The 26218-nt window shown below is 42.4% G+C and carries 29 protein-coding genes; 26 read left to right on the forward strand and 3 right to left on the reverse strand.

Annotated elements, in window-relative coordinates:
- The first annotated feature begins 412 nt into the window (after window positions 1–412).
- Together IGI73_RS04850 and IGI73_RS04855 are read left to right on the forward strand one after the other, a co-directional pair.
- Entirely contained in the window at window positions 413–1135 is a 723-nt protein-coding gene (locus IGI73_RS04850) for a metal ABC transporter ATP-binding protein (protein WP_060791832.1), read from the forward strand.
- A 1-nt stretch (window position 1136) separates the two neighbouring features.
- Entirely contained in the window at window positions 1137–2894 is a 1758-nt protein-coding gene (locus tag IGI73_RS04855; RefSeq protein WP_015509320.1) for a metal ABC transporter permease subunit, read from the forward strand.
- A gap of 28 nt (window positions 2895–2922) precedes the next feature.
- Here IGI73_RS04855 and IGI73_RS04860 read toward each other — a convergent pair whose 3' ends face one another.
- The 3 genes from IGI73_RS04860 to IGI73_RS04870 form a co-directional block, all read right to left on the reverse strand.
- Window positions 2923–3096: a hypothetical protein gene (locus tag IGI73_RS04860; RefSeq protein WP_194194772.1), complete on the reverse strand. Its 174-nt coding sequence runs from the start codon at window positions 3094–3096 to the stop codon at window positions 2923–2925.
- 134 nt (window positions 3097–3230) lie between these two features.
- A complete protein-coding gene (locus IGI73_RS04865; protein ID WP_428206461.1) occupies window positions 3231–4091 on the reverse strand; it encodes a metallophosphoesterase in 861 nt (286 codons plus the stop codon).
- A 174-nt stretch (window positions 4092–4265) separates the two neighbouring features.
- Window positions 4266–4982: a hypothetical protein gene (locus IGI73_RS04870; protein WP_428206460.1), complete on the reverse strand. Its 717-nt coding sequence runs from the start codon at window positions 4980–4982 to the stop codon at window positions 4266–4268.
- A gap of 185 nt (window positions 4983–5167) precedes the next feature.
- Here IGI73_RS04870 and IGI73_RS04875 point away from each other — a divergent pair, with 185 nt between their 5' ends.
- The 24 genes from IGI73_RS04875 to IGI73_RS04990 all read left to right on the forward strand — a co-directional run bounded on the left by IGI73_RS04875 (window position 5168) and on the right by IGI73_RS04990 (window position 26212).
- The gene (locus tag IGI73_RS04875) at window positions 5168–5938 is read left to right on the forward strand and encodes a TatD family hydrolase (protein ID WP_005225534.1); all 771 of its coding nucleotides are present in this window, start codon (window positions 5168–5170) and stop codon (window positions 5936–5938) included.
- Complete coding sequence (rnmV, locus tag IGI73_RS04880; RefSeq protein WP_016608225.1) at window positions 5931–6503, forward strand: ribonuclease M5; 573 nt, start codon at window positions 5931–5933, stop codon at window positions 6501–6503. The genes IGI73_RS04875 and rnmV overlap by 8 nt, the downstream gene beginning before the upstream one ends.
- The gene (rsmA, locus tag IGI73_RS04885) at window positions 6500–7387 is read left to right on the forward strand and encodes a 16S rRNA (adenine(1518)-N(6)/adenine(1519)-N(6))-dimethyltransferase RsmA (RefSeq protein WP_005225536.1); all 888 of its coding nucleotides are present in this window, start codon (window positions 6500–6502) and stop codon (window positions 7385–7387) included. Before rnmV ends, rsmA begins: the two co-directional genes overlap by 4 nt.
- A gap of 118 nt (window positions 7388–7505) precedes the next feature.
- Window positions 7506–8117, forward strand: coding sequence for a hypothetical protein (locus IGI73_RS04890; protein ID WP_005225537.1), 612 nt, complete (start codon window positions 7506–7508; stop codon window positions 8115–8117).
- Between the two features lie 138 nt (window positions 8118–8255).
- Window positions 8256–9026 carry a C39 family peptidase gene (locus tag IGI73_RS04895; RefSeq protein WP_123834372.1) on the forward strand — a complete coding sequence of 257 codons (771 nt, stop codon included), beginning with the start codon at window positions 8256–8258 and terminating at the stop codon, window positions 9024–9026.
- Between the two features lie 399 nt (window positions 9027–9425).
- Window positions 9426–10394, forward strand: coding sequence for a homoserine O-succinyltransferase (locus tag IGI73_RS04900; RefSeq protein WP_010747802.1), 969 nt, complete (start codon window positions 9426–9428; stop codon window positions 10392–10394).
- Window positions 10384–11583: a MalY/PatB family protein gene (locus IGI73_RS04905; RefSeq protein ID WP_167823000.1), complete on the forward strand. Its 1200-nt coding sequence runs from the start codon at window positions 10384–10386 to the stop codon at window positions 11581–11583. Before IGI73_RS04900 ends, IGI73_RS04905 begins: the two co-directional genes overlap by 11 nt.
- Window positions 11573–12667 (forward strand): aminotransferase class I/II-fold pyridoxal phosphate-dependent enzyme, encoded by a 1095-nt coding sequence (locus IGI73_RS04910; RefSeq protein WP_428206459.1) that lies wholly within the window; start codon window positions 11573–11575, stop codon window positions 12665–12667. Before IGI73_RS04905 ends, IGI73_RS04910 begins: the two co-directional genes overlap by 11 nt.
- Window positions 12668–12923: 256 nt before the next feature.
- The gene (locus IGI73_RS04915; protein WP_428206458.1) at window positions 12924–13754 is read left to right on the forward strand and encodes a MetQ/NlpA family ABC transporter substrate-binding protein; all 831 of its coding nucleotides are present in this window, start codon (window positions 12924–12926) and stop codon (window positions 13752–13754) included.
- A gap of 51 nt (window positions 13755–13805) precedes the next feature.
- On the forward strand, window positions 13806–15386 hold the full coding sequence (locus tag IGI73_RS04920) for an ABC transporter substrate-binding protein (protein WP_060791840.1): 1581 nt from the start codon (window positions 13806–13808) through the stop codon (window positions 15384–15386).
- A 72-nt stretch (window positions 15387–15458) separates the two neighbouring features.
- Window positions 15459–16418, forward strand: a complete 960-nt coding sequence (locus tag IGI73_RS04925; protein ID WP_002307597.1) for an ABC transporter permease — start codon at window positions 15459–15461, stop codon at window positions 16416–16418.
- Window positions 16418–17248, forward strand: a complete 831-nt coding sequence (locus IGI73_RS04930; RefSeq protein WP_005234832.1) for an ABC transporter permease — start codon at window positions 16418–16420, stop codon at window positions 17246–17248. The genes IGI73_RS04925 and IGI73_RS04930 overlap by 1 nt, the downstream gene beginning before the upstream one ends.
- 3 nt (window positions 17249–17251) lie before the next feature.
- Window positions 17252–18130: an ABC transporter ATP-binding protein gene (locus tag IGI73_RS04935; protein ID WP_005225545.1), complete on the forward strand. Its 879-nt coding sequence runs from the start codon at window positions 17252–17254 to the stop codon at window positions 18128–18130.
- Window positions 18130–19020 (forward strand): ATP-binding cassette domain-containing protein, encoded by an 891-nt coding sequence (locus IGI73_RS04940; RefSeq protein WP_142962499.1) that lies wholly within the window; start codon window positions 18130–18132, stop codon window positions 19018–19020. Before IGI73_RS04935 ends, IGI73_RS04940 begins: the two co-directional genes overlap by 1 nt.
- On the forward strand, window positions 19017–19409 hold the full coding sequence (locus IGI73_RS04945) for an OsmC family protein (protein WP_010747810.1): 393 nt from the start codon (window positions 19017–19019) through the stop codon (window positions 19407–19409). The genes IGI73_RS04940 and IGI73_RS04945 overlap by 4 nt, the downstream gene beginning before the upstream one ends.
- 178 nt (window positions 19410–19587) lie before the next feature.
- Window positions 19588–20238 (forward strand): ketohydroxyglutarate aldolase, encoded by a 651-nt coding sequence (locus IGI73_RS04950; RefSeq protein WP_428206457.1) that lies wholly within the window; start codon window positions 19588–19590, stop codon window positions 20236–20238.
- A complete protein-coding gene (locus tag IGI73_RS04955) occupies window positions 20235–20714 on the forward strand; it encodes a PTS system mannose/fructose/N-acetylgalactosamine-transporter subunit IIB (protein ID WP_016608210.1) in 480 nt (159 codons plus the stop codon). The genes IGI73_RS04950 and IGI73_RS04955 overlap by 4 nt, the downstream gene beginning before the upstream one ends.
- An 18-nt stretch (window positions 20715–20732) precedes the next feature.
- Complete coding sequence (locus tag IGI73_RS04960; RefSeq protein ID WP_016608209.1) at window positions 20733–21482, forward strand: PTS mannose/fructose/sorbose/N-acetylgalactosamine transporter subunit IIC; 750 nt, start codon at window positions 20733–20735, stop codon at window positions 21480–21482.
- Window positions 21479–22312: a PTS system mannose/fructose/sorbose family transporter subunit IID gene (locus tag IGI73_RS04965; protein WP_016621554.1), complete on the forward strand. Its 834-nt coding sequence runs from the start codon at window positions 21479–21481 to the stop codon at window positions 22310–22312. Before IGI73_RS04960 ends, IGI73_RS04965 begins: the two co-directional genes overlap by 4 nt.
- A 12-nt stretch (window positions 22313–22324) precedes the next feature.
- Entirely contained in the window at window positions 22325–23251 is a 927-nt protein-coding gene (locus IGI73_RS04970; protein ID WP_428206456.1) for a phosphoglycerate dehydrogenase, read from the forward strand.
- 21 nt (window positions 23252–23272) lie between these two features.
- A complete protein-coding gene (locus IGI73_RS04975; protein WP_428206455.1) occupies window positions 23273–23665 on the forward strand; it encodes a PTS sugar transporter subunit IIA in 393 nt (130 codons plus the stop codon).
- A gap of 4 nt (window positions 23666–23669) precedes the next feature.
- Window positions 23670–24566 (forward strand): 4-hydroxy-tetrahydrodipicolinate synthase, encoded by an 897-nt coding sequence (dapA, locus tag IGI73_RS04980; protein ID WP_428206454.1) that lies wholly within the window; start codon window positions 23670–23672, stop codon window positions 24564–24566.
- A gap of 72 nt (window positions 24567–24638) precedes the next feature.
- On the forward strand, window positions 24639–25721 hold the full coding sequence (locus IGI73_RS04985; protein ID WP_428206453.1) for a PucR family transcriptional regulator: 1083 nt from the start codon (window positions 24639–24641) through the stop codon (window positions 25719–25721).
- Entirely contained in the window at window positions 25718–26212 is a 495-nt protein-coding gene (locus tag IGI73_RS04990; protein ID WP_121261871.1) for a PTS sugar transporter subunit IIB, read from the forward strand. Before IGI73_RS04985 ends, IGI73_RS04990 begins: the two co-directional genes overlap by 4 nt.
- Window positions 26213–26218 lie beyond the last annotated feature (6 nt).

Genomic DNA, 26218 nt, shown 5'->3' on the forward strand with positions numbered 1-26218 from the left:
GAATTCGTGAATTTATGGAAATAGAAGAATTGTTGATTCTTTGATTTGTTTGGTATTAATCATAAAGGGAGAAAGCGAAGAGGCTTTGATTAGCCTCTCTTCTGTTATTGAAAAAACGTACGTCACTGAGGTGCCGAGGAATGATCTCTTTTATTAAGAATAAATCAAATGCTTTGCGCTCAAAAGATAGAAAGAAATTGATGGCATCCGTGTTTGTGGGCACCAACTTTTACTCAATAAATAAAGATAGAATCTTAGTTTTCAAGAGTCATTGCCAAGAAACTGTGGTGTTTCTTAAAAAAATCAAGAGAACTGTCTTGCAAAACAAATCCTTTCTTGTATAATAAAAATAAGTTAGGTCTACCTAAAAAATAAATAAACTATCCTTAACTATGGAAATGGAGTGAAAATAATGATTACTTTTTCAGAAATATCCGCAGCCTATGATGGCGATCATCAAGTGATCTCGGATTTGTCGTTTCAAGTAGAAAAACCGTCGATCGTAGGGATCATTGGTCCAAATGGGGCAGGGAAGTCGACGCTGATCAAAGCGGCGTTGAAATTGATCCCTTCCAGTGGGAACATGAGTGTCGACAAAAAAGCGTTAAAAGACTTTCAAAAGGAAATTGCCTATGTCGAACAAAAGACCGCGGTTGATTACACGTTTCCGATCACAGTCAAAGAAGTCGTATCTTTAGGCTTGTATCCTAAGATGCGCATGTTCCAAAGGATGTCGGCAAACGATTGGCAGAAAGTGACAGCCGCTCTGGCAGCGGTAGAAATGGAATCCTTTGCGGAACGTCAGATTGGGGAATTGTCCGGCGGGCAGTTTCAGCGGGTCTTGATTGCTCGAACGTTGGTGCAAGATGCCAACTATATTTTCCTCGATGAGCCCTTTGTAGGGATCGATGCCACCAGTGAAGCGATCATCGTCGGCCTGTTGCGTAACTTGCGAGATGCTGGCAAGACGATTTTTATCGTTCACCATGATCTGGGGAAAATCACCGAATACTTTGATTACTTGGTTCTGCTCAATCAAACCCTGATCGCTGCGGGACCAGTCAGTGAAGTCTTTACCGAGAGCAATTTGAAGCAAACATTTGGCGATGCGATCATCGTGAAAGGAGGCGTTTAACATGTTGACAAGCTTTTTTACGAGTTTAAGTAACTATCATTTCTTGCAAAATGCCTTGATCACGGCAGTCGCGATCGGGATCGTGGCAGGGGTGATCGGTTGTTTTATTATCTTACGAGGAATGTCCTTGATGGGGGATGCAATCTCTCATGCGGTCTTACCAGGGGTAGCCTTGTCTTATATCTTCGGCGTTCATTTTTTTGTCGGGGCGATCTTCTTTGGGATCTTGGCTTCCATGATCATTACCTATATCGCCAATAACAGCCTAATCAAAAGCGATACAGCGATCGGTATCACCTTTAGTTCGTTTCTAGCTTTAGGGGTTATCTTGATTGGAGTAGCAAATAGTTCGACTGATTTGTTTCACATTTTGTTTGGGAATGTGCTAGCGGTGCAAGACAGCGACAAATGGCTGACGATCGCTATCGCTATCCTTGTGCTGGCAGTGATCATCCTCTTCTTCCGTCCACTGTTGATCACGTCTTTTGATCCGATGATGGCAAAGGCCTTTGGGATGAAAGTGCAAGCCTATCACTATTTATTGATGTTCTTGTTGACTTTGGTTTCAGTGACAGCGATGCAAAGCGTCGGAACGATCTTGATCGTGGCTCTGTTAGTCACTCCAGCAGCAACGGCTTATCTTTATACAAAACAATTGAAGCATATGATGGTCATCGCAGGGGTTTTAGGTGGTTTCGCCTCATTTATCGGCTTGTTTATCGGGTATAGCTTTAATATTGCCGCAGGATCAAGTATCGTTTTGACCGCAGGAGCCTTTTTCGTGATCGGTTTCTTGTTCTCACCAAAACAAAAGACCAGTCCAGTCAAACGCTGGTCAGTGACGGCGGTTTTAGCAACGGCAGCTGTAGCTGGTGGCTTCTTTTTGGCACAGCAAAACGGACAGATGGCCCAAACAGAAGGGAAACTTTCAGTAGTAGCGACCAATTCGATCATTGCTGATATTACGGAAAACATTGCCGGTGATCGAATCGATCTTCACAGTATCGTACCAGTGGGGCGTGATCCCCATGAATATGAACCTTTAGTGGAAGATGTTCGAAAAGCGACCGATGCCGATCTTATCCTTTACAACGGCTTGAATCTAGAAACTGGCGGCAATGGCTGGTTTACCAAATTGATGAACAATGCCAATAAGGTAGAAAATGAAGATTACTTTGCCGTCAGTGATGGCGTGGATGTGCTTTATCTTTCTGATGATGAAGACCACAGCAAAGCCGATCCTCATGCCTGGTTAAATCTAGAAAACGGTATGATCTATGCCCGCAACATTGCTCAACGTTTGAGCGAAAAGGACCCTGACAATCGCTCTTTCTATGAAGAAAACCTTGAACGCTACTTGGCTTCATTAGAAGAACTGGATCAGCAAGCGAAGGAAAACTTCCAATCGATTCCCGAAGAGAAGAAATTGATCGTCACCAGTGAGGGAGCCTTCAAATACTTCTCCAAAGCCTACGGTGTACCGTCTGCCTATATCTGGGAAATCAATACCGAAGAAGAAGGAACCCCTGCGCAAATCAAGAACTTAGTGGATCAGCTGCAAAACTCAGCCGTCGCTTCCTTGTTTGTCGAAAGCAGCGTCAATACTCGTCCGATGCAAAGTGTTTCTCGTGATGCAGGTATTCCGATATTCGGAACCGTCTTTACCGATTCGATTGCAGAACCGGGAGAAGAAGGTGACAGCTACTATAACATGATGAAGTGGAATCTCGATACGATTTATCAGGGCTTGAATCAATAATGCAAAAAACATCCTTAGCTCGTTCTGGCTAAGGATGTTTTTTCGTCGTATTTTTGTGCTGGAGAAAAGCAAAGAGATAAAATCCGCAGCCCATCAAAGCAGCAAGAAAAGCGATGATAGGAAAGTACAACCCCTGACCGTATACATAGGCTGTATAAGCGAAGAAGGCGATCAAAAACCAAAGCGTTTCCGAGATGAGCATTTTTTGGTTCCTCCTAATTGTTGAAAAGTGTTTATTTAGTATATTTTAACACGGTGGGCGCAAAAAGAAAATCAGCGAATCGAACGTTTGCTGAAACGAGTCGCTGATTTTTTCCCAATTGCACCGATGAACAGTTAAGAAACGTTCAATTGCTGTTGCGGTTCTAAATGGTAATAAAGGATCTCAGGTGGGACACCGAGTCGGGCGGGAATCTTGGTCATACCAACCCCGCTGGAAACACTTAATAAGGTCTCATTGCCTAAAAGGTAGAGCCCATCGGTATATTTCAACGCGCCCTTTGTTTTCGCATAATAAAAAGGCAAGCGAATCTGCCCGCCATGGCTATGGCCAGAAAGAATCAAGTCGTAGTTTGGCAGATTGGTGATCCGAGAAACATAATCGGGTTCATGGAGCAAAAGCAACTGCCATTCTGCTAAGGTTGCTTCATAGGTAAAACTGACTTTCGGACTTTCTATATCGATACCGACAATATTCATCGACGTTTTGTCATCAGAACCAAAAACCGACTCATTATCAAGTAAGGTAAACCCTGCATGCTGGTATATTTCCTTAACAAAGTAATGCCCGTCATTCAAATGGTCATGGTTCCCCATAACTGCGATCTTACCCAGAGGCGCTTGCAATTTTTTCAGCTTTTCGATCAGTCGCTTGGTTGAACGATGCGGCCATTTTTTATAATTATCGATCAGATCCCCCGTGATGATGATCAGATCCGGCTTGTTTTGGATCGTTGATCGAATGATGCGATTCATTCGCCGTGGTTTGTACCAACGAGAAAAATGAAGGTCGCTGATATGGGCGATCACGAGACTGCTTTCTGCTTGATAAAGATCGTAAGCCTTTGAAATATCTAAGACGGTGCGCTTGTCTTTTTTTATGAGGTAGTGCCGTTGTTTGAGAAGATGCGGTTCAATAATAAAGGAGTAAACTAGCAAGCCCGTAAGGAGGAATGCAATAAGAATGAGGGTGTACATGGCGTGGCTCCTTTTTTGATTTGCTAGTTTCTAGCATAGTAGATTCTTACAAAAAAAGCAATCATGCGAAAGCAAAAATAACAAAAAATATCCATCGTATTTCGTTTGTTTCTTCCATGAAAAAAAGATACAAAAGGGGCGGCAATAGCCGATCTTTTGTATCCTAGATCGCAATTATTTGCTTTTCACCAAACGTTTGAAGCGTGCTTTGTGTTTGACGGGGATCAAAGCCATGACACAATCATAAGGGACGGAGATGATCGCCCATGCGAGACTTTTACTTGAAGCAAAGGGATAGTTTTGCTTTAAGACAAAATGGCCACTGATCAAGGCAAAACCGATACTGCCGACCCACAGCCATTGCGGGTCCCAATTCGTAAAGTGTTGGAGGGCTGTGATGACAAAGGGATAACCGTAAAAGTACAATGCAGTCAAAACGAAAGTGACATTTTTGGTTAATTGACGCAGGGTCAGTAAGAAAAATAAGCCAGAAAGAACGATACCCAATGGCGGGAACAGACTAACTAAGAAGGAATACACGATGCCCCATACGATCATGCCAGGTCCTTTGACGAGAGCGGCTAAGACAAAGACAAAAAGTAGGAATAAGAGCTGTTGCGAAAAACTTGCTGCTGTCAAAAGTCCGAAGAAACCAACCAATAACCAGTGAGAAAAAGTCGTTGTTTGATTCTTTTGTGGTGTCTGTTGCTGCAATTTTAGCCAGGTAGCAAAATTCGGGAAATCATGCTGGAAATTTCGCTGAAAATCGCTGTTGAATGCTTGATGGGCATTTTGCTGCCGATAGTAATGATATTGATGTTTTAACGTGCCTTTCGTGGCTGCTTTTTGGCCAGAAAAAAAGCGGCCGGGATCAATTTTTGATCGTTCCATATTTCCACCTCCATACGATTTCGTTACCCTCAGTATAGAGAAAATCAGCTTCGGCGTCCTCCAACTTTGGGCGGATTTTTTTTGCTTGCTGAAAGTTTTCTTATACTGATGAAAAAAGCGAAGAGGATTCGTTTCTTAAACCGTCAAAATATGCTAGAGTATAGAAGGACTAAGGAGGAGATTTCATGATTTTTGATTCTCATACACATTTGAATGCAGAACAGTTTAACGAAGACATTCCCGAAACGGTCGCCCGTGCGCAAGAACTAGGAGTAACGGAGATGGCGGTCGTCGGTTTCGATCAGCCAACGATTGAAAAATCGTTAGCATTAAGCAAAGAATATCCTGGCATTTACAGTATTATCGGTTGGCATCCAACCGAAGCTGGTTCTTATACCCCACAAGTGGAAACCTATTTGCAAGAGCGCTTGGAACAACCAAAAGTCGTTGCCCTAGGTGAAATCGGTTTAGACTATCACTGGATGGAAGATCCGAAGGAAGTTCAAGAAAAGGTCTTTCGTCGGCAAATGGCGATCGCCCGTGAACATCAGCTGCCTATCAGTATTCATACCCGTGAAGCCTTAGAAGATACCTATGCGATTTTAAAGGATGAAAAAGTCCAAACGATCGGCGGCATCATGCACAGCTTTAGTGGGGACGGCGAATGGGCGAAAAAGTTCTTGGACCTAGGAATGTATATTTCCTTTAGTGGTGTCGTGACCTTCAAAAAGGCGACGGAGGTACAAGAAGCTGCGCAAGTCGTGCCACAAGATCGGCTACTCGTTGAGACTGACGCGCCGTATTTAGCCCCTGTTCCTTATCGTGGCAAGCGCAATGAACCGGGCTATACTCATTATGTAGTGGATAAAATCGCGGAGCTGCGGCAAGAAGCGGTGGCTGATGTTGCGGCCTACACGACAAAAAATGCCCATCGCTTATTTAGGATCAATGACTAATAAACCGAAAATCGAAGAAATCATTGTCGTCGAAGGCAAAGACGACACCCGCCGATTGCAAGAAGTGTTCGATGTAGATACCATCGAGACGATCGGTTCGGCGATCGATGACACGATCCTTGATCAAATCGAGCACGCCCAAGAGACACGAGGGGTCATCGTGTTTACCGATCCCGATTTTTCGGGAGAAAAGATCCGCAAAATCATTATGGAAGTCGTTCCTGATGCCAAGCATGCCTTTTTACCGCGCAGCCAGGCAGCACCGAAAAGCAAGGGCAGTTTAGGCGTGGAACACGCCAGCCATGAAGCGTTGAAAGAAGCCTTGCGAAAAGTCGTAACCCCGATTGCTTCAAATGAAGTCAGTGAGGGGACCATTGATCGGCAACAGTTGTTAGCGTATGGCTTGATCGCAGGGGCTGGAGCGAAAGAGAAACGAGAGCGGTTGGGGGATCTTTTACGCATCGGCTATACGAACGGCAAACAATTAGAGAAGCGGCTGACAATGTTTCGTATCACCGATGCAGAGTTGGCAGAAGCAATGAAAATAGTGGAGGAAGAATTGTGAAGGAAGAACGGGATATAGCAACCCCCTCAAGAACCAAAGAGATTTTAGCGAAACATGGCTTTACCTTTAAAAAAAGTTTAGGGCAAAACTTCTTAACAGAACCGAATATTTTACGGAAAATCGTAGAAACTGCAGGCATCGACGAGACGACAAACGTCATTGAGGTTGGTCCTGGAATCGGTGCGCTGACCGAACAGTTGGCAAAACATGCCAAGCAAGTGTTGGCGTTTGAAATTGATGATCGGTTGATCCCAGTGTTAGCCGACACAATGCAGCCATATCAAAATGTGAAAATCATTCATCAAGATGTCTTGCAAGCAGATCTGGCAACGACCATTCAGTCAGCATTCAGCGATACGGCTGCTTCATTAAAAGTTGTCGCAAATTTGCCCTACTACATCACTACGCCAATTATGATGCACTTTTTAGAGTCTCAGGTAAAAGTAGATGAAATGGTCGTGATGATGCAAAAAGAAGTGGCAGATCGAATCTCAGCAGTTCCCGGGACTAAAGCCTATGGCTCGTTGTCGATCGCTGTGCAATACTACATGGAAGCAAAACTGGCATTCATCGTCCCGAAAACCGTTTTTGTGCCCCAACCGAATGTTGATTCGGCTATTTTGAAATTGACGCGTCGATCACAACCAGCAGTCGCAGTCACCGATGAAAAAGAGTTTTTCAAATTAACGAAAGCAGCCTTTCAGCTGCGTCGTAAAACCCTTTGGAACAATTTGCAAAATAGCTATGGAAAAGATGAAACAACCAAACAGTGGTTGGCAGACAGCTTAGAAGCAAGTGGGATCGATCCGAAACGACGTGGAGAAACGCTGTCGTTAGCGGAATTTGCCAAATTAAGCAATGAAATGCAAGCGCGTAAAGGATAACTTCAATAAAAACGGATGTTGAATAAACATTCGTTTTTTTGTGTCTTGACACCTCGTGGAAATACCAGTAGAATAAGCAAGACAGAACTGTCATGACACATTGAAGGAGAGAGTATAAATGAAAAATCATTCCATTCGCCATTTAACGATCGCTGCATTGTTGATCGGCATGGGGATCGTCATTCCCATGGTAATGCCCAAAATCGTCATCGGACCAGCATCTTTTACCTTAGCTAGCCATGTGCCCGTCTTTGTGGCGATGTTCTTTTCACCTGCGATGGCGATCGCGGTAGCTTTAGGAACGACCTTTGGCTTTTTCTTAACACTGCCACCAATCATTGCTTTACGGGCATTGTCCCATGTTGTTTTTGCCGTCATCGGTGCCTTTTATTTACAGAAGCACCCAGATATTTTACTAAAAAATGGCAAACCCTCTTTATTGAATATCAAATTTCAGAGCTTTAACTTGATTATCGGACTGATCCATTCTGCCGTAGAAATGGCAGTCGTTGCCGCCTTTTACTTCACAGGAAATGTACCAGGGACCGCATTCGATGGTAATTTCTACTATTTCTTGTTCGTTTTGATGGGGATCGGCGGTTTGATCCATAGCTTGATCGATTTCAATTTGGCTTATTTTGTTGCAGGTGCCTTAAGCAAACAATTTGATATTCGTTCGTTTTCGAAAGCAAAAGGACGCTTTATTCAGAAACAGAAGAAAGCGGCATAAGCGCCAGTTTGAATAGACCCGCTGCCTAAACGGGCCTATTTTTTTGTGTTTAGATTAAGAAAATACTCCTTCCTAAAAAGTTTATTATAGTGAAATAATAAACAGAAATAAGTTATAATATACAAGAGGAGGAAGTAGATGAAGAAGAAAAAGTTAAAACGGTTACTTTTAGGTATGTTCGTCTTGATGCTCTTCTTTCTGCTGATTTTTTATGACAGTAAGAACGGGCAGTCCCCCTTTGAAAAGATAGAGGATGAATTGACACTAGCACTTTCGGATGAAGAACAAACACCAGAGCCTGAATACAGTGAGGTTATTCAATTGGATGTTCCGTTAGAAAATCAATTCGATGAAGTGGCGTTAGGGAACGGCTGTGAGGTAACGGCTTTATCGATGCTCTTGAATTTTTACGGATTTGATACCAATAAAAATCAATTGGCGGAAGAATTAGCGTATGTCCCGCTTTATGAGGATTATTATCACCATGGAGATCCACGAGAAGGCTTTGTTGGAAACATCTATGGCGGCGATAGCGCGATGGGGGTTGACGTAGAACCGATCACCGATGTCGCCGAAAGGATTGTAAAAGAGCAATACGAAGTCATTAGTGGACGAGACAAAAGCTTTGATGAGATCGTCAAAGTACTACAATCTGGGAAACCAGTTTGGATGATTGCGACGTTAGAATTACAAGTACCTACCGATGCGGATTTCTTTCAATGGAATACCCAAAATGGCGAAATCCTTGTGACGGCATTGATCCATTCGGTGGTGATCACAGGCATCGATGGTGATACGATGTATGTCAACGACCCTTATGGACATAAGGATCGTGAAGTCAGCAAAGAAGACTTAGCAGCGATCTATGAGAAAATGGGTCAGCAATACTTATATTTAGAAGAAATCTAAGAAAAACCCCTAACTTGCCGTTGACAGTAAATGAAAAAACAATTATAATTTTTTAAAATTAAACAAAGAAATCGATAACGTTGAAGAGAAGAGTAGCAGATCAACAAAGGTACAGAGACTCCGGTTGGTGAAAAAGGAGACATGCGGTGATCAGTGAAGATGAGCTCTGAGTTTTTTTGTTGGTTCACGCCAGCAAAACGGCATGCGCCCGTTACAGCGCCAAGTATCATAGTGTACTGTTGAGGTGTTATTTGTGAGAATAGCACGAATTAGGGTGGTAACGCGCATCAAGTCGTCCCTTTTATCCGTAAGGATAAAAGGGCGGCTTTTTTTGTTTTTCACAGCTGAAACTATTCGCCTTCTCTTCAACAAGAAATTTAACTGTAAGGAGTTGAAGCAATGCCGATCATTATTCCCAAAGAACTACCCGCTGCAGCGGTCCTGCAAAAAGAAAATGTCTTTGCCTTACTGCAGCATAAAGCGGCGAAACAAGAGATTCGTCCCTTGAAGATCGCAATCGTCAATTTAATGCCGAAAAAGATCGCCACAGAAAATCAATTGCTGCGCCTGCTTTCCCAAAGTCCGCTGCAAATTGAAGTAACTTTACTGAAAATGAAGTACCACGAAAGTAAAAACACGTCTGTCGATCACATGGAAAAGTTCTATCAAGAATTCTCAGTGATCCAGTCCCAACGATTCGACGGCTTGATCATCACTGGTGCCCCTGTTGAAAAAATGGCCTTTGAAGCCATTGATTATTGGCAAGAACTGCAAGAGATCATGGATTGGAGCCAGACGAATTGCACTTCAGTCCTGCATATTTGTTGGGGGGCACAAGCTGGTCTTTATTACCATTATGGTATCGACAAAGTGTTGTACCCAAGCAAATTGTTCGGTGTCTTCGAACAAGCAGTCACGCATTTTCATCCGCTCGTTCGCGGTTTTGACGACGTCTTTTATACGCCCCATTCGCGCTATACTGGCATCGATGAAGGCCAGCTCGCCCAGGCGCCTTTAGAAATCTTGGCAGCGGGTGTTGAAACAGGGCCTTCCATCTTCGTATCAGAAGATCATAAAAATGCCTTCTTGCTAGGGCATTTTGAATACCACACAACGACCTTGAATGAAGAGTACTTGCGAGACATGGAACGGGGCTTAGCTACCGCATTGCCCAAAAATTACTTTGCCTATGACCGTTTAGGCGGAAAAATTACCAACCGTTGGCGGGGACATGCCTCTTTGTTTTTCAGCAATTGGATCAATGAAACTTATTTGCGAACGCCGTATGACCTGTCCGTCACGCCGACGAAAGAAGGTTACCGAATTGGCAGTGAGCCAGAAGGTCGGGTGAGTATCAATGACGATTGAGCATTTTCTCTCCCACTATGCTAGACAGCGAAAAGGCACTGATTCTTTAAAATGGGATCTTGTTGATCAACGGTTCCAAGGAGAAAAGCTTTTGCCTTTATGGGTAGCTGATATGGATTTTGCTGCACCAAAGGCAGTGGAAGAAGCCTTGCAGCAACTGGTTGCTCAAGGAACCTTTGGCTATGCGATTCCCCCCTCAGGCTATTTTTTAGCCTATCAAGCTTGGCAAGATCGCCACTGGGGGACGAAATTCGAAGAAAAATGGCTCTCGTTTTCCACAGGGGTCGTCCAATCTTTGGTTGATTTGCTTCATTGTTTCACAGAACCAGACGATGGCATCTTAATCCAGCCGCCCGTCTATTATCCCTTTTTTGACAGCATCAAAGAGACGAAAAGGCGCTTGATAGAAGCACCCTTGCAAAAGGTAGGGAATTTTTATCAAATCGATTTTGCTGCTTTTGAAGCCAAAATCATTGAAGAAAAAGTGAAACTATTTATTCTCTGCTCCCCCCACAATCCTGTAGGGCGGGTCTGGCAAGAGAAAGAACTGCATCAGTTATTGGCCATTTGCCAAAAACATGAGGTTGTCGTGATCGCCGACGAGATCCATCGTGAGCTGATACTCGGTGAGCAGCAATTTGTTTCAGCCGTGACAGTGGCACAGGGGGTCGGCTTTGAGAAGCTGATCGTTCTGGATTCGCCCTCAAAAACCTTCAACTTAGCAGGATTATTGCTCTCTCATGTTTGGATTCCTGATTTAGAGATGCGCAGAGCCTATCAGGCTTGGTGTCGACAATACAAGCAGACGGAAGTCAATCATTTGGGATTGGTGGCTGCGAAAGCCGCGTATGAATCGGGGGATCAATGGCTAGCGGACCTGCTTTTGGTGATTGCTGCCAATGAACAAATGGTCCGCCAGCAACTGCAAGAAGCATTTCCCAAAATTGAGCTCCTGCCATTAGAAGGAACCTATCTTCTCTGGGTCGATCTGCGGCAAGTCATTGCCAAAGAACGAACCAAGCACGTGATCCAAGATACTGCCGGTCTGGCAGTCGACTATGGGGAATGGTTTTCTCAAGACGGTCAGGGCTTGATTCGTCTGAATCTTGCGACAACACCGACGATCATTCAAGAAGCCCTTGATCGCATGATCGAGGCAATCAAAAAGGAGGAACGACATGACGATTGATACAGCAACTTTTCTGGCACAATTAGGCAATCATTCGGATCAGCAAACTGGGGCGATCAGCCCACCGATCTATCTTTCCACGACCTTTGCTCATCCAGAGTTAGGGCAAAGTACAGGCTATGATTATACCCGTACCAAAAACCCGACCCGTGATATCTTAGAAGCAGGTCTTGCTGAATTAGAAAAAGGAGCTCGGGCAGTAGTGACCAGCTCTGGCATGAGTGCGATCGCTTTGATTTTTGACTTATTTACCAGCGGGAGTCGCTTTTTGGTTTCTCGTGATTTGTATGGCGGTAGCTTTCGCTATTTTGCGGAATTGGAAAAAAGCCAACGGGCATTCTTCGATACCTTCAGCACTGTAACAGAATTAAGTGAAAAACTAACTGACGAGGTAACGGCTGTCTTTTTAGAGACCCCAACGAATCCTTTGATGACCGTGACGGATATTGCTGAAACCGCCAAGCTTGCACACGACCATGGGGCGCTACTGATCGTAGATAACACCTTTTTGACGCCATTACGACAGTTGCCCTTAGAAGAAGGCGCGGATCTGGTGATCCATTCAGGCACCAAGTTCTTATCAGGTCACAATGATATTTTGGCTGGCGTCGTCATCGCCAAAGATGCGCAAGTAGGGGAGCGCTTGAATTATTTAGCCAATACTTCAGGCCCGACCTTGAGCAGCTTTGATACGTGGTTATTCATCCGAAGTTTAAAGACGCTGCCGTTGCGCTTTGAACGGCAAGAAGCCAACGCCAAGGAAGTTGGCCGCTTTTTACGAGCCCATCCGGCGATCAAAGAGGTGCTGTACCCAAATGCAGGGGCGATGATCAGTATTCGGGTGCTTGATGAAACCAAAATCAGCGGCTTCTTAGCGGCATTAAAGGTCTTTACCTTTGCGGAAAGCCTGGGTGGTGTGGAAAGTCTCATCACGTATCCAACGACACAGACCCACGCAGATATTCCTCAAGAGGTACGAGAATCTTATGGATTGACGCCGGATCTTTTACGGATCTCCATTGGGATCGAAAGCAGTATAGATTTGATCGATGACTTAGAAAATGCACTGAAGATATTCAAATAACCCAACCACAGATCAGCTAGTGAAAAACTTACTTTTGTAGAGTAATTTTATTGACAGTTTTAGTTGTATAGGATAAAGTTACACTACATATGAATAGTGAGTCCGATGTTTTCGGTTGACGGCAACAGGGATTAACCATTTCTCCTTTGAAAAAGTAGGTTGTTTTGAGAAACAGAGGGGAAATTGGTCTAGTTGGGCCATTCGACAAGGAAATAGGACGATTGATCTGAGGAGGGAACAAAAGGGGAAAAAAGGGATGAAAAGAAATGTAGTAAATGTGTTGACGACAGGAGTGATTGGGCTGCTTGCATTGTTTAGCTTGGCTGCCTGTGGCACCAACCAAGCGGATGAAGAAACGACCGTCGTCAAATTAGGTGTCGTTAGCGAACAAAATGAAGCCTGGGAACATGTGCAGGAAGAATTGAAGGAAAACGAAAATATCGACTTGCAACTGGTGAAGTTCACCGATTATCGCCAACCAATCGTCGCACTAGAGGATGGGTCAATCGATCTTCACGCAGCATTGACGGAAATTTTTATGGATAATGTCAACGAAGAAAGTGGTTATTCCAACACGACGATTGCGTATACGACATTAAACCCACTTGGTATTTATTCCGATAAAATCACTGATGTCAGCGAATTGGCAGATGGTGCTACGGTGGCTTTACCCAATGATGTGTCAAATGAAAGCCGCGCACTATTACTCTTACAAACGGCCGGTTTGATCACTTTGGATGAATCAAAAGGGTTACTGCCAACAACCAGTGATGTCACTGAGAATCCCAAAGCCTTGAAATTTGAGCTGCTTGATTCCAATCAAACGGCTCGGGCAATGACCGATGTCGACATCTCTTTGATCAACAACGGCATGGCAGTCGATGCTGGCTTGGTTCCTACAGAAGATGCGATTTTCTTAGAACCTGTGGCTGACTCCTCCACGCCCTATTATAATGTCATTGCTGCGCGAGCAGACGAAGCAGAAAATGATGTGTACCAAACGGTCGTAGCGTATTACCAGACCGATGAAGTAAAAGCAATTATTGACGAAGTTACCAAGAAATCAAGTATCCCTGTTTGGGAATAAAAAGCAAAAAATCTACTATAATTATATAGGAACAGGAAGTAGGATGGAAAAATGATCAATTGGAAAAAAGGTTTAGCAAGTGTTGCCGTCGTCGGACTAGGATTCGTTCTAGCAGCCTGCGGTGGATCAAATACAGAGGAAACGGCAACCAGTAGTGCAGCTGGTACTGGCGATGATGCAACATTCACTTATGCCATCAGCGGGGACCCATCGTCCACCAACCCGATCAACACCAGTGATCGCTGGGGCTTGACAGTGACAAACATGATCTATTCTCCACTCGTTACAGTGGAAGCAGATGGAACAACACAAAATGCGTTAGCAGAATCAGTGGAACCGGCGGAAGACGGCCTTTCATTGACCGTGCATTTGAAACAAGATGTCAAATGGTCAGATGGCGAAGATTTTACTGCCGATGACGTTGTTTTCACGTATGAACAAAAAGTCAAAAAAGAAAACGGCAATGCCGATTCGCTTTGGGTCGACGACCAGCCGATCGCGATCGAAAAAGTGGATGAATACACCGTGAAATTTGTGTTGCCAACACCGAGTGCAGCAGCAATTAGCAATATCGCAACCGAAACATACATCATTCCAGAGCACATCTTTAAAGATGTTAGCGACTTTTCGGTCAGTGAACTGCCTGAAAAACCAGTTGGTACGGGTCCATATCAATTGAAAGAATACAAACGTGGTGAGTACTTTACTTTTGAAGCCAATGAAAACTATTATGGCGGCAAGCCTTCGATTCAAAACGTGACCTTGCGGATCATTGAAAGTACTGATACGGCCAAAGTTGCTTTGCAAAAAGGGGAAGTTGACGCAGCCGTTGTTTTGCCTTCAGATATCGAAGACTTAGATGATACGCAAATTTCTGTTTATCCCTATACAGAAAACCGCATCGGATACTTAGGCTTAAATACTCATTCAGATGCATTACAAGATGTGAAGGTTCGTCAAGCAGTCTTGTATGCTTTGAACAAAGATGAATTAAATCAAGCAGCGTATTTAGATGAAGACTATTATGCAACACCGTATTCATTCTTACCACCGAACAATCCATACGTTACCGAAGATGTCGAGAAATATGAAACAAATGCTGAAAAAGCAAAAGAGCTTTTACAAGAAGCAGGTGTCACTGATTTGTCATTGAACTTGGCGTTTAACTCAACTGACCCAGCTCAAACGATCCAAGCTACGTTGATCCAACAACAATTGCAACAAGCAGGCATTACAGTTACCCTTGAAGGGGGCGATGGTACTGCGATCTTCACTGAGTTGAAAAAACCTGATTCAACGAAATACAACCTGTTCCTTGGCGGGTATATCATGGGGAATGACCCTGACTTATACGGCAGTTTATTCGAAACTGGCGGCAGTGCCAACTACTTCCAAAGCAATAGCGAAACCATTGACAATTTGTTTGCGCAAGCAGCAGTTGAATTGGACACAGACAAGCGTGAAGCATTGTACGATGATCTGCAAAAAGCCATTGCTGACGAAGCGATCATTTACCCAATCGTTGACAACAAGAAAATCTTAGCGGTCAATAACCGAATTGGTAATGTAGAAGATGCAGGCTTGATCCCAATCTATACATTCGAAGATATGTCTAAATTGACAATCAAGTAAATCCATTGGCTGTGATAAAGAGGAATCTTTTTTATCACAGCTTTTTTCTATGAAAAAGAAAGAAGGTCAATTATGTTTCGATATATTGCAAAACGAGTATTGCAAGCAATCCCTTTGCTATTTGTGATCTCTTTTATCGTATTTTCACTAATACATATCGCCCCGTATGATGTGATCGATTCCATCACGACACCGAATATGTCACAAGAGCAAATCGATCTGTTGCGGCAGCGCTATGGCTTGGATCAACCCTTTTTGGTTCAATATTTTCTTTGGATCAGAAATGTTCTTACTGGTAATCTTGGCTTTTCGTTGGTTTCTCAAAGCAGCATTTCACAAGAACTTGCGACTCGGATCCCGAATACGATGCGGCTAGTGATCCCTGCATATTTGACGGCTTTATTGCTGGCGATCATTTTAGGTCTGTTAGCCGCTGCCAACAAAGGAAAGATTTGGGATCGGATCATTGACGCTGTAGCATCTCTAGGGATCGCCGTGCCGACCTTCTGGTTTGCGATGATCTTGATTTATGTATTTGGTTACTTATTGAATATGTTCCCGATCATTGGCATGTATACAGTCGGCAAAGAAGGGGATTTTGGCGATTTTCTGCAGCACTTTATTTTGCCTTATATCACATTGACTGTCGCCTTCTTCCCAGATTTGACAAGGTATATTCGGGCATCAGCGACTCAGCAAGTATCAGAAGACTACGTGATGGTGCAACGGGCATTCCACGCCAGCAAATGGCAAATCTTCAGTCGTCACATCAGTCGCAATATTTTGATTCCCGTTGTCACCCAAATCGGCTTGGCGTTACCGATGTTAGTTACCGGTGCGATCATTACAGAAACGATCTACGGCTGGCCGGGCGTCGGACCTTACTTGATGAGTGCAACGAAAAGCCTCGATTATCCTGTGATCATGGCGATCATGCTGCTGTCAGCAACACTGGTCATCTTAGGGAATTTGTTAGCGGATGTATTATATTCCGTGGTTGATCCACGTATTCGTAAAGGAGGGAGCAAGTAATGAAACGTTTCAAAAAAATCAGTGAAGTCATGCTTGCCTCGCCCATCTATACTTTTTCTGTCGTTTTCTTGACGTTATTGATTATTTTGTCGCTTGTTGCACCTTTGATCCCGATCGATCCCAATGCAACGGATGTCAGCAACATGTCACAGCCACCAAGTTGGTCTCATTTATTTGGGACCGATGAAGTGGGGCGGGATTACTTTATTCGGGTCGTCTACGGCGGTCGGGTGTCCTTGTTTGTAGGTGTGTTGGCAATGATCACTGCGACGTTTATCGGGACCCTTGTCGGTCTTGTTTCTGGCTACTTTGGCGGATGGATCGATAACTTGCTGATGCGGCTCGTCGATGTGTTGTCATCAATTCCTTGGCTGGTGTTAGTGATCGTTTTGAGCGTCTTTTTACGTCCTGGACTAACCACGATCATTATTGTGATCGGCGGGTTTTCATGGATGAACATCGCTCGTTTGATTCGTGGTGAAACGTTAGCAGCGAAAGAACGGGAGTATGTTGCTTACGGGAAATTTATCGGTCGTTCTTCATTCAGTATTATCGTGAAGCATGTTTTCCCAGCAGTACTGCCAACCTTGATCGTTGCGGCATCCGCAAGTATTTCTGGAGCGATCATGACCGAATCAGCGTTGAGCTTCCTCGGATTAGGCATTCAGCAGCCGATGGCTTCGTGGGGCAGTCTGTTGCAAAATGCGCAAAACAGCTTGCAGCGGGCACCATACATGGCGATCCTTCCAGGGCTCTTTGTTATTTTCACCATCTATTCCTTCAACAACATCGGCGACATGATCAAACATGTCTTGCAAAGGGAGGTGTGACCGATGAAGACAGAATTATTAGCGATCGAAGCGTTGAATGTGACGTTTCACAGCAAAACCGGTCCGAAACCGTTAGTCAAAAAGCTGGATCTAGTGATTCCAAAAGGCAAAGTGGTTGGGATCGTCGGCGAATCTGGTAGTGGCAAAAGTATGACCATGAAAAGTGTCATGGATCTTTTGCCTGATAAGGTGACCGATCACTATGCCAGTTATACATTTGAAGGAGCAGCAGTGACCGATCGTCGAACATTACCGATCGCCATGATTTTTCAAGACCCGATGACTTCGCTAAATCCTTTGCGTACGATTGGCTATCATTTGATCGAAGTGATTCGCCGCTCACAAAAAGTATCGAAAAAAGCAGCACAAGAAATCGCCGTCAAAGAGTTAGAAAAAGTCGGCATACCTTTTCCAGCACAACGTATGAAACAATATCCCCACGAGCTATCAGGGGGAATGCGTCAGCGGGTGATGATCGCCATGGCTTTATTGGCGCAACCGAAATTACTGATCGCAGATGAACCGACGACGGCTTTAGATGTGACGATCCAAGCACAGATTTTGGCATTGATCAAAAACCTGCAAAGAGAGAACCAGCTTTCCGTCGTCCTTGTGACCCATGACTTTGGGGTCGTTGCAGGAATGTGCGACTTTATTAAAGTGATGTATCAAGGCCGAGTCGTGGAAGAAGGTACCACAGAAGAAATCTTTTATCAACCTGCGCATCCTTATACGAAACAATTATTGCAAGCGGCACATTTAGGCGACAAGCATGCCGAATTAAAAGTCTTTGACTATCATGAGACATTGGCAGATGAGTTGCAAGAAACGCAGTTATCTAAGACCCATCGCGTTTGGCGCAATCAGGAGGTGACAGAATAATGGAAGAACTGATTCGCGTAGAACATGCGACGAAAACCTTTCGCAGCAAAAACTGGCGCGGCACTGTCAGTGAAGTCCGAGCGGTCGAAGATGTCAGTCTAACGATCCATCGGGGCGAGACATTGGGGCTAGTAGGGGAATCTGGGAGTGGGAAAACCACTTTAGGACGCAGTATTTTAAATTTAGAGACCTTAACAAGTGGGGAGATTTTCTTCGAAGGCAAAGAGCTAACAGCATTGACGGAAGAAGATCGCAAAGCAGCGTATCAGCAAATGCAGATCATTTTCCAAGATCCGTATTCATCATTGAATCCCCGCATGACGGCACTTGAACTGGTGATGGAGCCGTTGTATCATGAAACGAAAGATGCTGCCCGAGCGAAAGCCAAAGAAATCTTAGCGATCGTCGGGATCACGGGTGATGATGTCCATAAACTGCCCCGCAGTTTCAGCGGCGGACAACGACAACGGATCGGCATCGCTCGTGCGGTGGTCAATCGCCCGGCGTTCGTCTTGTGTGATGAACCGACTTCGGCATTAGATGTCTCCATTCAGGCTCAGATCATCCAATTGCTGCTGCGTCTGCAAAAAGAGTTTTCGTTGTCTTATTTGTTCATTTCCCATGACTTGTCCGTGATTCGTCATATCAGTGACCGAACAGCCGTCATGTATCAAGGGAAATTAGTTGAATTGGCACCCACCGACCGTTTGTTTGACAATCCGCTGCATCCTTACACGAAGAAATTATTAGCAGCAGCGCCGATCGCTGATCCTGTGTTAGCAAGAGGTGCGATGGAACAAACGGAAATTCAAAGCACGATTACTTTGACACCATTGTATGAATGGGTCGAAGTTGAACCAGATCATTTTGTGAGGAGAGAAAAACGATGACAGTAGAAACATTGACGATCCATCAAGGAAGCGACAAATTTGAAATGACGACCCCAACTGGCAATTGGGTGTTAGCACGGGAAAAAGGCTATTCGCCAGTCCAAATGCTGGTGAGTGCGGTCGCTGCTTGCGGCGGCTATGTATACGCATCCGTCCTAGAGAATTCAAAAATCACAGCAGAAATCGAAAAGATCGAAGTCAGCTATGACCGGGACGACAACAAAAAAGCCCAACCAGTCAGTGCCATCCACATTCAGTTTTATGCGAAAATCGCTGAAGCCGACCATGACAAAGCGACCCGTTGCCTAAAACTCGTTTCACCAAATTGCCCCGTGATCCAATCATTAGATCCAGCGATCGAAGTGACGGAAACGGTGACGTTTATTTAAAAAATAATATCCATTTTTGAAAACCTGCTTCAACAGTTGAAGCAGGTTTTTTTTTATTCTTTAAAGATTTGTGTTCTTAAATATCCTTTGACACACAAAAAATCCAATTTTTTTTGTGTGCAATGAATATATTCTTTCTGATGAAATTATGGAAAAATACTAATCAGAGGTGAGAAAGATGAAGAAAACAATGATCGCAAAAAGTATGTTTGAAGTTGGTGCACTAGCAATTGTTCGCACTGAGAGTTTTGAAAGGGCTTGCGAAATTGCCGAAGCCTGTATTCGTGGCGGAATTCCTGTAATGGAGATGAGCTATACGTTAAATAGCGCTGGAAACATGATAAGGCAGTTACGTGAAAAATACAAAGATAAACTGATCGTTGGCGCTGGGACTGTCCTGGATAGCGAAACAGCTCGTCATGCTATTTTAAACGAGGCACAGTTTATCATAGCGCCAAATTATAGTGAAGAAGTCGCAAAAATATGTAATCGATACCAGATTCCTTATGCTCCTGGCTGTACAAGCTTTACTGAAGCGGTTGAAGCATTGACATTAGGTGCTTCATTTATTAAAGCGTTTCCGATATCCGATTTTTACGGTGAACGTTTACCCAAAGTATTTAAGACGCCTTTACCCGATATGCCTATTCTAGCGAGTGGGGGAATTGATTTGAGCAATTTGCGAGATTGGCTTGCAAACGGTGTCAATGTTTGCGGCTTTGGTTCTCTTTTGACGAAAGGTTCATCTGAGGAAATCGAAACAAATGCCAAAGAGATTTGCAAAATTATTGAAGCAAATAGAAAGATACGAAAAGAGGGATTTAAATGATCGCACTAACAAGAGTAGATTTTCGATTGATTCATGGACAAGTAATTACCCGTTGGCTTAAACAATGTGACATTAATGAAATTGTGACGATTGATACACAGCTTAGTCAAGATACCTTTATGCAAGATGTATTTAAAATGGCTGCACCAAAAGGTGTTAAAATTCGAATTTTGTCTAGCGAACAGGCAGTTCTTGCTTTTCAAAATAAGGAGTTTGATCGTAATCGGATTATGCTTTTATTTAAAAATGTGCAAGAACTTTATAAAACAGTGATGAACGGCTTAGATTTAAAAGAAATTCAAATTGGTGGTTTAGGCGGAGGTCCGGGTAGAAAAGCAGTGAATAATGCCATCACTTTAGATCAGACCGATGCAGACCTACTTTTGGCTTTAGAAAAGAAAGGGATTTCGATTTATTTGCAAACCACACCAGATTATCCATCAGAACCACTAAAAAAAGCAGTCGCAAAATTATGACTTAGGGGGAAATAAAAAATGTTGATACCATCGATTTTAGTAGGTCTTACTTATTGGTTGGCAATGGGAAGAGCACAGTATTATTTTTCGTTTGCTTTTAGAAACCCAGTTGTACTCGGAGTAGTGATTGGCTGGATTTTTGGCGATGTTTCAGCTGGATTACTTTACGGGGCGACGATCCAGCTTCTATACATGGGAGGGATCGAGGCTGGTGGAAACATTCCCAGTGATCGTGCCTTAGCTGCTTGTATTGCTATTCCTGCAGCTCTACAAAATGGGCTAGATCCAAACACAGCGGTTGCATTAGCGGTTCCTTTTGGCGTACTGGGTGTGTTGATAAATAACGTACGTAGAACCATTAATTCCTTTTATAATACCCAAGCGGATAAATTTGTTTCTGAGCATCAATATGAACGGTTATCATTGTTTTCATTCGTCATTCCTTGGTTGACTAATGGTTTACTGTATTTCACTCCCGTATTTGTAGCGACTATGTTTGGAGCAAATGTGGTTCAAGCATTTATTAATATTATTCCCGAATGGTTGATGAATGGACTTTCAAATGCTGGTGGTATGCTACCTGCATTAGGATTTGCGCTAACGCTAGTTGTTATGGGGAAAAAGCAATATTTACCATTTTTTGTCATTGGTTTCTTTGCTTATTCCGTTTTGGGCTTTTCTATGCTGACGGGTGCCGTTTTTGCTGTATGTATCGCAATGATTTCTTCGTTATATAAACAAAGTTCTGATGAGGAGGAATACGCATGAATCAAGATGTAGTCATTGAAAAGAAAATTACCCGCATGGATCTGCTTAAGGCATGGTGGAAATGGTGCTTAGCAGTAGAAGTACCTGTTAGTTTTGATAGGATGCAAGCATTAGCATTCAGTTATTCTCTAAATAAGATTCTAAGAAAGCTATATGCAAATGATCCAGATGAATTGCAAGCTGCCATGCAACGCCATGTTCAAATGTTTAATACGAATTGTGACTGGGGAAGTATAATTCATGGAATTGTTATCTCTCTTGAAGAGCAAAGGGCAAATGGAAATGAAGAAATAACACCGGAAATCATCGAGTCTTTAAAAATTGGATTGATGGGACCTTTGGCTGGTATTGGGGATAGTGTGGATCAAGGGATTGTAGCAACCATCCCATTAGCTATTTTTGTTCCGATGGCTCTTAATGGTTCAGTTATTGCTGCTTTTATTCCAGGATTGATTTATCTTGCCTGGTCGTTTGGCTGGTCTTGGCTTTTGTTTAACAAAGGATATACATTTGGAAAGAATTCCGTGTTGAATATTTTAAACTCTGGAATGATCAAAAAGGTGATCGATATAGCAAGTATTGTTGGGCTCTTTATGATTGGTTGTCTTTCGGCAGCCTATGTCAATTTCTCCACAGCGTTGGAATTTGTCAGCGACACAGAGACGGTTAAAGTACAAGAGCTATTAAATGATATTTTGCCAAATATGTTGCCGTTTTTCTTAGTAATGGCTATGTACTTTTATATTATTAAACGCGGCCCAAAATATTTGCAGATCATTCTGGTAACAATGGTATTTGCTATTTTACTGACATTTTTGGGAATTATATAAAGGAGAATCAAGATGAAGCTAGTCATAACGCCTAGAGGCTTTTCGTCCTATGGTTTAGAAGAAATAGTAGTTTTAGAAAAAGCTGGTTTTACCGTGGATTACAATGATACTGGAAGAGCGTATTCCAAAGAAGAACTTCTAAAAAAATCCCAAGACGCTGATGCGTTAATTGTGGGAGTGGACGACATCGATCGTTCATTTTTAGAAGCTTGTCCCAGACTAAAAATTATATGCAAATTTGGTGTAGGTATTGATAATATCGATACTGATTTTTGCAAGGAGAAAGGAATCGTCGTAGAAAGAACTTTGGGAACAAATACGAATGCAGTCGCTGAACATGTTGCTGCATTGATGTTTTTGGATGCGAAAAATCTCTATAGAAATATCACAGAAGTCAAGGACGGTTTTTGGAACAAGCCGACAGGATATGAAATTTCAGGCAAAGTTTTAGGAATTGTTGGTTATGGAGCGATCGGGAAAAGATTAGCTGAAATTGCCTTGAGTTTAGGAATGAAGGTTCTCGTTCAAGATATTCTTCCAATCAAAGAAAATGAATTAAAAAAATCAGCGGTTAATGAGGCTTCATTTGAAGAAATACTTTTACATGCGGACTATCTATCTTTACATCTTCCTCTCGTAGACGAAACTAAAAACATGTTCTCACAGACGGCATTTGAAAAAATGAAGAAAAGTGCTTGCTTAATAAATACGGCTCGGGGAGGAATTGTTGATGAAGAAGCCTTGTATGAAGCCTTGACACAGGGTAAAATTCGCAGCGCTTGCTTTGATGTTTCTTCAAAGGAGCCCCCGCAATGTGGAGATAAATTAGTAACACTTGATAATTTTTATCTTACTTCTCATATAGGTGCACGAACAGAAGAGGCAGAAAAACGAACCTGTAATTTATCGGCAGAAAAGATTATTAATCATTTCCAGTAATATATGAAAGAGGAGAAAGAAATGAACATAATTATTGCAACGCATGGAAAATTTGGTGAAGAATTAAAAAATTCGGCAGAAATGATTTTAGGTAATCTTGAAAATGTTTATTCAATTTCACTTCTTCCAGAACAATCATTTGAAGACTTTATGAATCAAGCTGATTCTTTGTTAAAAAAAATGTCTGGAACCACAATTGCTCTAGTGGATTTGTTTGGTGGCACCCCATCAAATGTGTTGACTGTTTTAACCAGAAAATATGAACATCATGTAATCGCAGGACTTAGTATGCCGTTATTCATTGAAGTGTATATGAGTAAGGATCAGCAGTCAGACACTGAAGTCATGCAGCAATTTATTGCATCGGCACAGCAAGCCATTGTCTATACAAATCAAGTAGTTGAGGAGGACTAACACTATGTTCGAGGGCATCATCACTCCCATTTTAACCCCTTTTTACAGAAATTCTGAACAAGCGATTAACTATTCGGCAGCAGAAGAACTAATAGAGCATCTTATAAGTTGCGGTGTTCAAGGGATTTTTCCCTTAGGAAGCAATGGTGAATTTCATCTACTATCCAGGGAAGAAAAAAAAGCATTTTTAAAATTTGTTGTAGAAGTAACCGATCATCGCGTTCCTGTATTTGCTGGAACTGGATCATGCGCAACAAAAGAAGCAGTCTGGCTGTCCCAAGAAGCCGAAGCTTTAGGAGTCGATGCATTATCTATTGTCACTCCTTATTTCATTACACCGAGTCAACAAGAGTTACTGGGTTATTTTAAAGAGATTGCACAATCGGTTCGAATACCTATCGTTCTTTATAATATTCCCAAGAATACAGGCTGCAATATTTCTCCCTCCTTGCTCGAAGAGTTGAAAGCTGTCGGGAATATTCAAGCAATCAAAGACAGTAGTGGGGACTTAGAAACATTACAGTCATTTCTGTCAGTAGGCAAAGAAACTGGTATCGATGTTCTAGTGGGATCAGATTCGAAAATTAGTGATGGGTATCAATTAGGCGCATCAGGAGCTATTGCAGGAACGAGCAATCTTCTAACAAAAAGCCTTGTTCAGTTAGATAAATCTTTAAGAGAAGGCAATGAGACAAAAGCCCGAAACTATCAAAATCATATAGAGTCACTAAGAAGTATTTTGCCTCTTGGAAGTGTTCCTTCGGTATTGAAGTATGCCGTAGAACAAGCAGGCATTGCACAAGTAGGCCCAGCAAGAAAACCTGTAAATGAACTAAGCGCAGATGATCAGAACAAAGTCCAGACGTTGATTGAGGAATTTCGCAATCAAAATATTTTATAGTATTAGCAAGACACTGTTGCAAAAATGGTAGAATGTTTAAAACCTATTATTTCATGAAACAGGGTGACGAGAGTGAAATTAGAACAAATCTTTTATGAGTTTATTTTAGTCGTCAAAGACTACCGCAATTACGTAATCGGCTTGCTAGATGATTCTGGAAGGATCAAATTCAGCAGTGAAAAAAATTTGATTGGAAATATTATTCCTTTGCATAGCGCTGATAAGAGAAATCTCTTCTTCAAAGTTCATGTTAAAAAGCAGAATTTTGGTTATCTTTGGGTCTATAGTGAAGACTCCGAAATTGAAATTGTCGGTAGATTACTCGCACAGTCCTTAGCTACTCGAATAGAATATGAACTAGCTGACGAATTTTTACAGATGAATGCTAGTTTAGACGAACAGCTTATCAAATTATTGCTTGATGAAGAGAAGATGGATTTGCAAGCGACAAAAGAATTGATGCAGGAAATGAAAATTGACTGGACGCTTCCACGAGTGGCAGTACTGATATGCAGTAACCGAGGGTTTGAAGCAGAAGAAGTGAAACGTCTGAAATATCGAACAGAGCATAAAGGAACGATTCTAGCGTTATTAGATTCAAAAAGGCTCCTACTTTTCAAAACCTTACCTCAATCAATCAAGATGGGAATGGTAAAAGAAGTAATTACTTCCTTTATTGAGGAATTAAAAGATTGGGGACTCGCAGATTGCAGGTATTATGTAGGATCTGTTCAAAATAAACTCTCCTATTATAAACAGAGTTATGAGGCTTGCTTGTGGCTAACCCATCAAAAAAAAATAGCGGTCAATCAAACTGTCTTTTTTGAAGACTATCAAGTTGATTTTTTTGTTTCACATTTAATTGAAAGTAAAGTAAATCAAACCTTTAACTATTACTACGAAACTATTTCAACAAGTGAGATTGATGAAATGGTGATGATTGCCGACGGTTTGTTTCAAGCAGACTATAATGTCACACAGGCTGCAGAGAAACTTTTTGTTCATAAGAACACACTCGTTTATAAGCTAAAGAAATACGAGGAACAATTTGGACTTGATATAAGGGGAACGTTTCAAGGGAAAGTTCTTTTTTACATGCTTTCTAAGCTGTTTAAGAATGATCAAAAGCAAGAGCAGGCAGGTGGGCAGCTATGAGCGGCAAAGTAAAGTTAGTTCGTGTCGATAATCGATTGCTTCATGCGACAGTAGCGTTAAATTGGAGCAGGTTTGTCAATGCGAGTCAAATTATTATCGTTGATGAAAAAAGTAAAGGAGATCTGTTTTTCGAACAAGTACTTCAGTTATCTTTACCTTCAACAATCAATGTAAAGATACTTTCTGCAGATCAGTTATTAGCCTTTCATCAAGAATTAGAGAAGGATACCGATGGGAGAAAAGTAAACATCATATTGCTTTTCAAAAAAATTTCTGATGTTTATTCCGCTTATCAAAACGGCTATCCGCTTAGAGAAGTACAAGTACCATATCCAGCAAGTAGGTTTTTGATTAAGAAGCTAGATTATTATTATGATGATAAAGATTTGCAGAAAATACGCGAATTACAGAAAAATGGTATTCGTTTTTACTACCAAACAACTCCAATGGACGTAAAGGAGTATAGTATTTTTGAACAAATAAGAATTTAGGGAGGT

This window comes from Enterococcus sp. DIV0755f, assembly GCF_051713725.1.
Lineage (GTDB): Bacteria > Bacillota > Bacilli > Lactobacillales > Enterococcaceae > Enterococcus_D > Enterococcus_D casseliflavus.